This window comes from Paenibacillus yanchengensis (assembly GCF_042684845.1).
GTDB lineage: Bacteria > Bacillota > Bacilli > Paenibacillales > Paenibacillaceae > Pristimantibacillus > Pristimantibacillus yanchengensis.
On the sequence record NZ_JBHUMH010000040.1, the window covers coordinates 1 to 11,809 of the forward strand.

Sequence of the window (11,809 nt, forward strand, 5' to 3'; positions counted from 1 at the left end):
ATCGCTGTACCACGTGTAGTTTTACTTCCACAGAAATAGAACTTCTTTTAGACATTAGAAAAACTCCCATCATTAGTAGTAGTAGTTTTTGTTTTTTCTACTGTCTACTATGATGGGAGCATATCACATCCCTGCGGCTTTTGTACTTTGTATATTATCTATCCCTTTAGCGTCTACCCACGCTTTTTTTATTTTTCACCATTCGTTAACGACTTCGACTATCGCATCAAAGGTTGGTTGTGCTAACCACCAACGTTTATTTCTTTTCTTTCGTTCATACATTTTGACTCTCGGATCATGTAAGATAGTTTCATTTAAGTGATCTACTGACATAGAAGTCAATTCAGCTAACTTTCGTATATCAACAAGTAGTAACTGTTGATGTACGTACTTTTGTAATTCTTGTTGGATATATTCTTTAATAACGTCTTGATCAATGTGTATTTCGACTGTCGCAGGTATCATATATACCTTCTCCTAACAATGTAATTCTCTATTTCTTTTATCTTTATATTAGGTCAGCTGAAATATCAGCACACCCCATTCTGTGACTAAATCTTCAACTTTCATTGTTTTATTGTTAATACTTATTAGTACAAAGTTACTAGCACTTCAATCATGGAGATTCACCATGATAGATAACGAATCATCATTTTTACCGGTCGTCATGTTGAATTCTTTCAGTTCAGCGTCTTCCAATATAAAACAATGTTACCCTCTGTGAGCATTCCTTTGCTGCTATTGAGTCTCCTCAAACTTGAGGACACGCTTTGGACTTTGACTTACTTATACTAATTTAGCAATACTTGAAATTCACGATTCGCCTTTAAGTAAAAAGTAAAACTTCCCCAACACTTCATAAACACATTATTAGTACTATCCATCCCCCTTTTACTATTATTCGGTTATGGTGATTTGCCATATCTGAATTTCAATCATTCCGATTCAGAATGTCTGGATTTTTTACTGTGATCTAACAAACTACCAGTATTACTATCCCTAATAGTTGCTGATCAGTCATAAAAACAGACTTAGGTTACACTCATATAAAGTCTTACGTCAATAAAAGCCCAATCTCCACTAACAATTTTAACATATTTTCAATAAACCACTAATTTTATTGCGCCCCCAGCTTCAAAACTCGAAGAACATAAATACAGACCCTAGCATGCACACTAAGGTCTGTATTTACTTCATTATCCAATTAATCGCTGGCTAGTCATCAATAAATATTCATTGATAGTACACATAGCTTTTAATTTAATTTCGTCAAATTGTTTCTGTGTCAATCCAAGTGAACTAGCTATTTCATTTACTGGTATTTCAAAGTTGTAATATACTCTATCTATTACTTCACGCTCTAGTGCAGTTAAGGCTTTTAGTCCACACTCGATAGGATAAATCAATCTTTTCGTAACTCTTAGTTCCCATTCAATATTTTGTCGTTCTTCTTCTCTATTGATGGCCATTAACTCCACAGGGGAATCTTTTCTACTTCTATTTGAATACGGCATACCGTCCAGTTTGCTTGTTCTTGGATCTATTAAATTATCCATATATTTCAGCTGCTCTAATAACTCCGATTTTCTCAATCGAAGTGAATTGTATGCCATTAACTCACGGCGTACTCTCCTCACCCAGTACACGATATCACACCCTTTATAGTGCATGTGTTTGTTAGTATAAACACGATTACCGGACGTATATTAGGATATGAATTAATACACCCCGCCGCCGCGACTGTTTACGAAGAATTGAATAACTACTGATGCCACAATACGACTAAAATCATTAGGTGTTATTTCTATTTCGTGGTATTGTCCCCTTTTTATTTTCCCTTCTTCATCCACATCCAAATAATTAATTAAATCAATTGTTGTTGCAGACGGTTCTGTTATACTTGTTTCCACACCATCAATTTCAACTTTCACCTTTGTAGCTGTCGCCCCCTCATAGATACCAAATTCAATTTCGTGTTCATGGTTTGGTAAATCAATTGCATGGACATGATTCGGAAGTTGTATATCGTGGAAGTGCGGTATTAATGTTTGGTAGTGGTCATGCTTATCTAAAAAGTGTATATGCTCTCCATCAGAATCTGTTTGTGTTAAGGGGTGGTTGTGGACTCCATCGTAACTAGTAGAACCGCCTTGTACTGTATGGAAGTGACCACCATCATCTGAAACGTCAACATTGTGAAGATGACTTCCAGCAGATAACGTAGCCGCACTAGGAGTCATACCTTCGGTAGTGTAGTTATAATCATCAAATCTACTGTCAGTATATGATGATGCAACGGTTGCACCACCAGCTTCTGTACTAGTTGTTATTGCTCCACCCCCAGACACAGCCTTACTGTTTGCTCTAAACGGTTCGTTTTCATACGTCAACAGAATCTTATTAATTCTTACGGCTTCGTCTGGAATCCATATTTTAAACTTTGCTGGATGTGTTGGGTCGCAGTTTTCTGCAAGGTTATATACATTAACATTCGTTGCCCCTTGTGCATACACTTCTTCAATCCGTAACCGGTTATTGATATCCGACATGCTGGTAGTAATGTCTTGGCTCTTATTCGCAATCTCTAATTGCACCTTGCCACGATCACCAAATATATCCCCTTTTTTAACATTAACAATACGAATATCTAATTTACCCATATCAGGGTCTTGTACTCTCACTACATCGCCTGTCCTAAACTTATCATTACGATCACCAGTTATAGCGTACAACTCACTAGCATCAACGGTATACGTTACTCTAGGTACGCTTGATTCAGCTAAAATAGTTCGTGCCCTCGCTATCAACGTTTCCGCTGATGTAAAACGCCTGTCTGCCCATACCTGTTGTTTTAAACCGTACTTTGCAATAGACTCTGCATCTTCAATGTAAGGTACGCCGTTATTTACCTCGGCAAAGGTTAATTGATTAACTCCCTCGCCATAACCCAATCCATAAACACGATTGACTAACTCGGTTGGGTTAACCTCTCTAGTGATACCAGACATATTGTGTCCGTATCTTATAATCGCTTGTACATGATCGGATGGACGTATTAGGTTTAATATCCATGGATAACTAGTTGTGTCCCATGTCCACATATGCACCTCATCTATCGGTCTTGGAATACTAATCAAGGCACTATACAGATTGGTATTTTCCCAGCTATATTCAAACTGTCGCTCAAAATCCACTTGCCCCAGTACCCAATGTTGAGTTGTTTGTTGGTCTAGTACATACTGGATAGATTGAGCGGTGTAAACTCCTAGATTACCAGCCTTATGAAATTGAAATAATACATCATCTATTAATGTAGCAAGGACATGTTCGCAACTATAACTAACGGTTTGGTTGCTTCCATCACGTTTAGCAGTGTTGGGTAATATACGGTACAAGTCCATTCGCCCATCTAAATCAAATAGTTCCACAAAGTAAAACGGTTGGCAGTATTCATTCTTTTCATCGTCTAGCGGCAGTTCAAAACCTGCTGTCCATAATCCATTCATTGGCGTTTCGTAGTTTATTGTTATTGCATTTTCCAATAATGCTAATTTACGCATATTTAGATCATATATAGTAATGTTTGATTTACGCATGTTGACCTCCGCTCATTTTTTTGACTATTTGTCGTACAAGATCCCAATCCATTTTCTTAGGAGTATTAAAAAACAAATCATATGCAAGGCGCATCTGATATGCTGCGACAGAATAAGGTACCCTTCCTGTAGCTGTGCCTAATCCCGGACATATTACCTTGTTTATGAATTTCTTGTTTTTTCCACCGCCATTATCGTTATGAATCTGAATGGATTGTAAAGCGGCTTTCATTGAAAGAAATACATTAATAGTTCCGTTAATTGGCATAGGGTGTAACATCGTTGGTGTATAAGCTACAAATGGATGCTTTATGTTATTCAATTCAACAATGTGAGAAGTACCTACTGGTTGTAATCCAGCATGATACATAAATATATTCGCTTGCACTTTCCTTTGTATTTCTTTACCAAATAATTTTAATAGCAGAAGATCAAATCCACCATCCATAATCCCAAAACTATTACCTGGGCTAATGACACAATCCCAGTTCTCTATATCCTGAAATTTACCATTAACAACTTTCACTTTTTCCAGTCCAATAAAATGTTTTTCTAATTCAGAACATAGCTCTTCATTTGGATCTACTAATACAAGTTCAAACAAATTATTCACCCACTAAATAATTAATTTTCGTTATTTTTCTTCCTTAATATAGGTCAGTTCTCGCAACCGACCTTGTACGTCATTTCTTTCACTTCTCACTCAAAGGTTGAATACCACATCCAACCTTTGATGTTCATTGGATTACGTAATTCTTTGAATTTTGACTCGACAAAATTGCTGAATGAGATTTTTTTGTTTGAAGGTTTCAAATGCGACCTTAGTAAACTTAATAGTAAATCTTTTCTCATTACTATTTATGAATTAAGGAAGTACATAATATAGCTTTAATGCAAATCCTTCTTCTATCGAACCGAATATTGTATATGTCCAACCACTATCGCTTTATAGATACCTCGCTTTCGACTACGCCTATGATTTCATGTCTACAATTAACGCTTTTTTTCTTCGCCTGTAATAAGCTTTTTTTTAGTAGTTTTTTTAGTAGGTTCATTCTTTGATAAATATCTTTTTTTATAACCTTTCGCTAGAATGCTGAGAATCTGATGTTCGTAATCTTCACGGTGTTTCATAATCAACACCCCCTGAATTGACATATAGAAAAATCTCATTTTCATCATCAATAGTCAACGGAGACACGTTATATTTTTACATTTCCTTCAAAATGATTTCTTTGCTCACTTTACATATCCCCTATCTATAATCTTGATGCTAATGCTTCAATGACTTCTTTTTGTATAATTTCTTTTTACTTTGCGACCGACTCTAATATATAAAGAGATAGGTGAGAATGAAGAAGTTTTTAATCGTTATCCCGAAATCCTATAACACTTTAATATCGTCAAACGTCAGTTTTCGGGGCTGTTCATGAATGATTTTTTCGCCTACTTTGATTTTGTAATCTTTGCCTTCACGTAAGCTAGCATTGAAACTAACATAATTAAACCCATTTTCTGTATAATTAATTCCTTTAATACCATAACGAGCCATATTTAATTGTGCGAGTTCTTTAGTTTCTTCAATGCGTTTCTCATTCAAATCATCGTGAAAAAAGGTTATTTGACCGACAAAAGGGTAATCGTTTAGCTTTTCACCTTTCTTAAATAAATCTACAAGTTTTTCAATAGGCCCCCTTTTTTTAAGACTCAATCCGAAATTTAATTTAGCTTGATCAGATATCGATATAACCTGATAAGAATAACTACATACGGGGGTTAGCATTTCTCTTTCTGCAATTTCTTTTTCAAATGCAAACATCACTCTTCACCTTCCTCTAATTTTTGAATTCTTCAGCAAATTCGATTTCTTGCATACTTTTTATCGCTTTACTTAAGTAGCTGTTTATACTTTTAGAAATCCTCATATTCTTCGAATGACTTAGTTCTCGAATAGTGTTTTCTATTTTAAAAACAGCATTTTCACCAATTTCTTCATCTATAATAGCTTCAATTTGTACAGGAATAGCTTTCAAACGCTCTAATTTCTCAATATTTGCAATTAAGGGAACAACTTCATTCTCTATATACTTATAATGAAACCTAAGTTGAGCCTTAAATTCATTTAACAACTTGTTTACTTCTTGAAGCTCAACAACTGCATTCCTTTTCACCTTTTCTTTATATTCATCTGGCACAGCTGGTTCATTTAGTTGATTGAATCGTAGTTTTTTATCTAGTTCTTTCTCCAATGTCTCCAATGCTTCGTATTCATCAGGGGAATTGGTCTTTTTCTTGTAATCCCTTATCAGTCGAAGTTTATCTGTTATTGGCATTTTCTTTCCTAGTAATTTTTCTCTTTCAATAGCAATTTGAATTACCTTTTTCGACTCTGCAAAATATTTTCCCACATCGATTAGTTCCACTTTTTCCATTTTTTCATCTCCTAGAAATCAGTATTTAAATGGTTTTAATTCCCAATCCCCCCCTTTCGCGCAAGGTAAGGGAAAAAACTTACTAGTTGACTCCCATCGCCGGTGCCCGTCCCGCCCCGACCTCGAAACTTTTTGATGGGGGGGCTTCATCACTTTAGTTCATTAAAGGATTGTAGAAGCGATGCAATTCCTTCTTCTCTTCCAGCAGTAAAGACATTCTTTCTTGTTCTTCATCTAATAGTTTTCGTAAATAATCTATGCGTTCACGAGTTTCTTCACTTCGTTCATACAAAGCATCTAGTCTTTTTTCACTCTATCATCAACATGCTTATTCCTTTCGTCATCCACTTACCACATTTCTGCGTGACCTATCCTGTAATTCTTCTCTAGTACAGCTGAACACTACTTACTAAAAGTAATTGTTTACATGCTTGACACTACCAACGTTCTAACAATTCAGCACAAATAATTAATTGTGCTCATTCCAGATACTTACATTGGCGGCTCCCTAGCCCTTAATGAAACATTATGGCTGCATGACTTAACCTTGAACTGTCGCATATTTGTGTGATACCTTTCTGCCCTATCTAGGATAGATTCAGACGGCATACTTTGCGATAAGATTTTGTAGGAAATTGAAGGTAATCCCTCCACTTTTCACACTCCCCCAAACAGATCTTGAAGTGTTCATTTGTACCTAGACAAAACATAACTGAAAATTCTGAATATAATTGTTGTTTTAATTCATATTTCCCAATCATCCTTTAGTTTGTTTATCAGCTTCATCATCTCGCCATCATCCTTAGTAACATCTGGGTGAAAGGTCTTCGTTAAATACCTAAACATCTTTTTAAGTTTTACTTTTTCATCATCGGTGTAGTTACTACGGTTGGCTTTAGAGTAACTACCATTAAAGAAGTTCTCGAATTCCTCATATCCGTAGTTACTATTGGAATGTCTCTGATAACTACTTTCTTGATATTGTTGGCGCTGTCGCAAGGCATCCTCTAACTCTTTCAAATATGCAGGGTTTTGCAACTCTCCGTACAGATCATAACAATACTCGTATGTGTCAGAACCATACTCACTATCAAACTCCTTCTTTCGCTGCTGATACTCTGCAATTAACTGCTTATGTCTTTGCTTTGTCTGGTATTCTTCTGTCACAATAAACTCTGCTTTAACCCGTTCTATTAATGGGTCAAGCTTTTTATAAACCATTTCCCACAATTGACCTTCATCAATACCCATTTCAGTTAACTTTTCTTCTAGTACCGATGAAATAATACAGTCACCTGGCCAACTATCCAGCAACGAATAATAGCCCATTGTGCAGATCACCCATTGCTTTTTCTTGACCTTACCAGCTTCACGATAGCTTTTATGAATCATAATCTTATAAGCGTCTCTAATGTGTCTCTCAAAGCGTTCACCGCCATAATGAAACCTATATTTGGTATGCGCTTTTCCGTTGATTGTGTACGAGTCACTATATGTAACTAGCTCCTTGTACGCTCCATAAGGATCAGTCCGCTTGTTAAACAATTTTTGAATAACACAGAACATCTCTCTTCCTCCGTAGTTACTATGATCTATCTTGCAGTACCTACACTTATTTCAAACGATAATTCAATTCTTGACTGCCACTAAGAATAACCCTATAATTTCGGCACATTTCATTTATTCGACTTCCTATTGCTTCGTCAAATTCACAAATCTGTGATATACTTTTTTCAGAACTGATTAACAATGGTTTATTATTCAAGTAACGATGATTCACTAGACCGAATAACTGTTCTAACTGGAATGTAGTCGGCTCTTTTCTGCCTTTAAACATGTCGTCAATGTATAACACTTCACAATTTCTATAAACGTTCAATCGCTCTTCTAACTTCTAGAAGTCATCTTTTAGACTATTAAACCCTTCTACCCAAGGGAAATAGACTACTTCGACACCTCGATCTAACAGATTGTTTGAAACTGCCATAAGTAAGTGCGTTTTACCGCTCCCAGGTCGACCTAGAAGGGCGATACTATTCTCTCTAGTATAATTTTATCTCTGGAAAGCTTGTAACGTAACTACGAGCTGCTTTGAACGCCTGAGCTACCACCTCAGGCATGCCTTCCACCTTAAAATTGCTGAACACCTTTTTTTTGAACTCTTCTGTGATCTGACTAGCTGCCATAAGTCGCTTCACTCTTTTTCTCTCTGTGCAGTCACAATACTTCCAAACGTCTATACCATCCTCTCGCTTAACAAGATACCCTCCCTCGTCATTACAAGTGTGACAATCAAAAGATGCTTGTGTCATAGACGTCATCACATTTGATTGTGCTGCTTTGGTCGAGGTGTGCAAACTCGCTCGTTCCTTGATTTCCTCTAATGCTCTGCTGAAATCTCGAATCCCCTTCACCGCTTGTACCTCCTTCATTCAAATATCCTTCAAACTTACTTGGACTAAATAACGTGGCAGGACGTAAATAATTCCTCATTCTAGGATCGTGTAACCAATCCCTTACTTTGTTATCAATAACCACTTTAAAATCTTCCACTGTGAAACCTTCTGCAAATCTAGCATTAATGCGTTTAATTGTTTCACTAGTTTCTGGTGAAAATTTCTTACCTGCTTTCTCGTTGAGGTATTGCACGACAATATATATATCTTTATTTCTTAAATGCTTAAGTTCTTTACTTTCTTCTTTTGTGGGCATATGAATTATTAACAATATATCTTGCATGATTCTTTTAAAAGGAATGATTATATGGAAAATTCAAAACTAGGTGATTATCTCAAAAGTCAAAGAGAAGAAGTGGGGATTAGCATGTATAAACTCGCTAAAGAATCTGGGTTATCACATACATACATATCTCAATTAGAAAAAGGTTTGAAACAAAATCCATCTCCAGATATATTACGAAAACTCGCAAAACCTCTTAGTGTCCCTTATTCAGAACTAATGATCCAAGCAGGTTACACAAGAAAAGCCACACAAGAAGACATAGATGCGTTTTATGGTTTTCAACATACTATAATTCCTGGCGCAAAGTCTTTTAGCCAAATATTAGAGCAAAATCATTTAGAAAACATTACAAACCCAGATATCGAGTTTGTAAGAGTTATCGAAGTAATAGAAGCATTTCTTGATAAAATCACACTTGTTGGAGATAACGCAAAAGACTTATGTAGTAAATTTATATTTAAACTAAAAAAAGTAGGAAAAGAAGCAGTACCTTACCGAGAATTAATAAACATGTTATTTGATCCTACCTCACCTGATCAAAAACCTATCTTCACGACTAATGAAGATGCTTTAGTAATTGAAAAAATGTTGCAAACAATAAAGACAATTAGCGAATATAAAGGAAATTGTTATAAATTAGAGGAACAATTAGAAAATCAAGATGAAATTATGTCTGACCTGCTAAGATATTTGGTTTGGGGAAATTTTAAGTACAACACTTACGAATTAACACAGGATGAAAAAAGTCGCATAATCGATATGCTAGAGATAATGTTTCCTGACTATGTTTAATTAACACACTCGTATTCACTCAATATTTATATCAACGGAGGTAAAGTAATTGCTCAAAGTTTCTGTTGAAGTTGATAAGCAAGAACTAAAAAAACTTTACATCGAAAAAGTTGAAGAAGCTCTGAAAGAATTTGATGCAGAATTAGTGTTCTGGGATAGACAAGAGCTTTTGCGTAGAACGTGTATGAGTTGGCCTTTTATTCAAGAGCAGTTCTTTTTTCACCCTGACTTCCCAAAGAAGAAAGTGGGGAACAAGTGGTATTTCCCTGCAAGAGAAACGAGAAACTTTTTAGTTGAATGGTTAATGAGTAAATAACTCTGCAAACAAAGCTAAAATCCTAGGAGATAAAAGTATGATGATTCCAGCTAAATTAGAAATTAATATCGATGAAAAAGCTGTACAAGAATTCATAAAGCAAGAACTGCAAAAGCAGGTAAATCAACAACTTTTACTAGTAGATATTAACCGATTGTCTGAACTAACATCTATGTCTACTGTTTATTTAAACAATGAAATATTACGTGATCCAAGAGTGCGTGTTCACGAACGAAAAAAGAATCGCTAACGTTGGTGGGTTGCACAACCTACATTTGACGCGATATTGGAAATTGTATCAGAGTGGTAAAAAAAGTCTTGGTAGGCGCTGCTTAGGATTAATAAATCTATTGAAAAGTTTAGTTATATGAACCTAGTAACGATTGAACATGCAGGACAAACTAGTGCAACAGAATTTCAATAATAGTAAAGATAGTTATAAAGAAGGTAAACACTTCGTTCTATCAGAGGGCGATGATTCAAGAGGTTTTAAGCGCGACTTCGAAAATTTAGGTATTGCACCGAATACTAACAAACTTTACCTCCGGACTGAAAAGTAGATGCTCAAAAAAGAGCACGCACTTATGAATAGGCCGATCACCATATCAGATAGATATGGCAAAAGAAATTTCAAAGCTGCAACGTAACGAAAAAGGCACAACGCAATAGAATATTCAAGATACGGCGCCGCGTAGATGGATACTTAAAAATTCGGATATTGCGAATCGCAATATCCGAATTTTAAACAATGCTACGGAATCGTTTTTTCTGAATTTATTTTGATAAATTTTAGTAATGTCTGAATTATTTATCGAATATACAACAATCATTTTCAAAGCATCAACCAAGACATGACAGTCCAAATCTGGACTGACCCATATCTAACACGAAAGGAGTAACACACATGGCGAACATACAAAAGCGTGGTGAAAATAGCTGGTTCTTTACTGTTAACGCTGGCAAGGCTGCTAACGGGAAGTACATCAGACGTACAAAGACGATCAAAATAGAAGATCAAGCGCTACTAAAAACGACAAAGCGATTACAGGATTATTTGGATGCCGAGTATGTGAAGTTTAGGCAGGAAGTTGAAGCGGGTGAATACATCGCCCCTCAGAAGATGACTATTGCAGCTTTTATTTCAGAATGGGAAAAGAAGTATGCAGTCAAGCACTTACAGCCAACAACATTAGAAATCTACATGATCTATTTAAACAACCGTGTCATTCCAGCTATTGGCCATATTAAACTAACAGACGTAACCACATATCAAATGATTAATTTTGTAGAAGATTTGCAGAATTCAGATCGTGCAGATGGTAGCGGTAAAATTGCTACAGGTACTGTTCACTATATATTAAGAGCACTTAGAAACGTGTTTAATAGGGCTGTGGAATGGAAGCTAATTAAGGAGAACCCGCTTAACGGTGTAAAGAAACCAAAAGGCGAAAAGACGAAGGTTAATGTGTATACAGCAGAAGAAGCGCAGGAACTACTTAAAGCACTTCAAAACGAAACTCCATACTGGCGTGTCCTTGTTACTCTAGCACTTACTACAGGACTTCGCAGAGGGGAATTACTGGGACTTGAATGGAAGCATATCGATTTAGAAGCGGGGTTATTGCGAGTAGAACAATCATTAAGTACAACCAAACAAAATAGAACTATCATCAGTGAACCAAAAACAGAAAATTCGATACGTTCAGTATCCATACCGGCTTCTGTGGTCAAAGAACTGAAAGAGTTTAAATTATACTGCAATAAAGAGCGTTTGAAATTAGGCGACATGTGGAAAGGTGGAGACTGGATCGGCTATACTAAGTTAGACAGAAAAATTAAGGGGTAGTAGAATAAAAGAAATAGATGAAGGAGCGGAACTACTACCATGTCCAAACAAAGAAGAACATTCACAGCAGCATTTAAGAAACAGA

General features: G+C 36.0%; 16 protein-coding genes. 4 read left to right on the plus strand and 12 right to left on the minus strand.

Annotation, left to right across the window (positions count from 1 at the left end):
* Positions 1 to 195: 195 nt before the first annotated feature.
* The 12 genes from ACFSTH_RS11600 to ACFSTH_RS11655 form a co-directional block, all read right to left on the minus strand.
* Positions 196 to 465 (minus strand): hypothetical protein, encoded by a 270-nt coding sequence (locus tag ACFSTH_RS11600; protein WP_377775825.1) that lies wholly within the window; start codon positions 463 to 465, stop codon positions 196 to 198.
* A 731-nt stretch (positions 466 to 1,196) separates the two neighbouring features.
* Complete coding sequence (locus ACFSTH_RS11605; protein ID WP_377775823.1) at positions 1,197 to 1,646, minus strand: hypothetical protein; 450 nt, start codon at positions 1,644 to 1,646, stop codon at positions 1,197 to 1,199.
* A 72-nt stretch (positions 1,647 to 1,718) separates the two neighbouring features.
* Positions 1,719 to 3,596 (minus strand): phage tail spike protein, encoded by a 1,878-nt coding sequence (locus tag ACFSTH_RS11610; protein ID WP_377775821.1) that lies wholly within the window; start codon positions 3,594 to 3,596, stop codon positions 1,719 to 1,721.
* Entirely contained in the window at positions 3,589 to 4,200 is a 612-nt protein-coding gene (locus ACFSTH_RS11615) for a hypothetical protein (RefSeq protein ID WP_377775819.1), read from the minus strand. The genes ACFSTH_RS11610 and ACFSTH_RS11615 overlap by 8 nt, the downstream gene beginning before the upstream one ends.
* Positions 4,201 to 4,589: 389 nt before the next feature.
* Positions 4,590 to 4,730 (minus strand): hypothetical protein, encoded by a 141-nt coding sequence (locus tag ACFSTH_RS11620; protein ID WP_377775817.1) that lies wholly within the window; start codon positions 4,728 to 4,730, stop codon positions 4,590 to 4,592.
* 250 nt (positions 4,731 to 4,980) lie between these two features.
* Positions 4,981 to 5,418, minus strand: coding sequence for a hypothetical protein (locus ACFSTH_RS11625; RefSeq protein ID WP_377775815.1), 438 nt, complete (start codon positions 5,416 to 5,418; stop codon positions 4,981 to 4,983).
* A 13-nt stretch (positions 5,419 to 5,431) separates the two neighbouring features.
* The gene (locus tag ACFSTH_RS11630) at positions 5,432 to 6,028 is read right to left on the minus strand and encodes a hypothetical protein (protein ID WP_377775813.1); all 597 of its coding nucleotides are present in this window, start codon (positions 6,026 to 6,028) and stop codon (positions 5,432 to 5,434) included.
* Between the two features lie 154 nt (positions 6,029 to 6,182).
* Positions 6,183 to 6,320, minus strand: coding sequence for a hypothetical protein (locus ACFSTH_RS11635; RefSeq protein ID WP_377775811.1), 138 nt, complete (start codon positions 6,318 to 6,320; stop codon positions 6,183 to 6,185).
* 452 nt (positions 6,321 to 6,772) lie between these two features.
* Positions 6,773 to 7,594 carry a hypothetical protein gene (locus ACFSTH_RS11640; protein WP_377775809.1) on the minus strand — a complete coding sequence of 274 codons (822 nt, stop codon included), beginning with the start codon at positions 7,592 to 7,594 and terminating at the stop codon, positions 6,773 to 6,775.
* Between the two features lie 46 nt (positions 7,595 to 7,640).
* On the minus strand, positions 7,641 to 7,907 hold the full coding sequence (locus ACFSTH_RS11645; protein ID WP_377775807.1) for a DnaA ATPase domain-containing protein: 267 nt from the start codon (positions 7,905 to 7,907) through the stop codon (positions 7,641 to 7,643).
* Positions 7,908 to 7,922: 15 nt separating this feature from the next.
* Positions 7,923 to 8,015 carry a hypothetical protein gene (locus ACFSTH_RS11650; RefSeq protein ID WP_377775805.1) on the minus strand — a complete coding sequence of 31 codons (93 nt, stop codon included), beginning with the start codon at positions 8,013 to 8,015 and terminating at the stop codon, positions 7,923 to 7,925.
* A 305-nt stretch (positions 8,016 to 8,320) separates the two neighbouring features.
* The gene (locus ACFSTH_RS11655; protein WP_377793685.1) at positions 8,321 to 8,767 is read right to left on the minus strand and encodes a conserved phage C-terminal domain-containing protein; all 447 of its coding nucleotides are present in this window, start codon (positions 8,765 to 8,767) and stop codon (positions 8,321 to 8,323) included.
* A gap of 24 nt (positions 8,768 to 8,791) precedes the next feature.
* Between ACFSTH_RS11655 and ACFSTH_RS11660 the strand changes: the two genes are divergently transcribed.
* From ACFSTH_RS11660 to ACFSTH_RS11675, 4 genes are all read left to right on the plus strand, one after another.
* Entirely contained in the window at positions 8,792 to 9,562 is a 771-nt protein-coding gene (locus ACFSTH_RS11660; RefSeq protein ID WP_377775803.1) for a helix-turn-helix domain-containing protein, read from the plus strand.
* Positions 9,563 to 9,611: 49 nt separating this feature from the next.
* The gene (locus ACFSTH_RS11665; protein WP_377775801.1) at positions 9,612 to 9,878 is read left to right on the plus strand and encodes a group-specific protein; all 267 of its coding nucleotides are present in this window, start codon (positions 9,612 to 9,614) and stop codon (positions 9,876 to 9,878) included.
* A 37-nt stretch (positions 9,879 to 9,915) separates the two neighbouring features.
* Positions 9,916 to 10,128: a hypothetical protein gene (locus tag ACFSTH_RS11670; RefSeq protein WP_377775799.1), complete on the plus strand. Its 213-nt coding sequence runs from the start codon at positions 9,916 to 9,918 to the stop codon at positions 10,126 to 10,128.
* A gap of 654 nt (positions 10,129 to 10,782) precedes the next feature.
* Positions 10,783 to 11,724 (plus strand): tyrosine-type recombinase/integrase, encoded by a 942-nt coding sequence (locus ACFSTH_RS11675; protein ID WP_377775797.1) that lies wholly within the window; start codon positions 10,783 to 10,785, stop codon positions 11,722 to 11,724.
* Positions 11,725 to 11,809 lie beyond the last annotated feature (85 nt).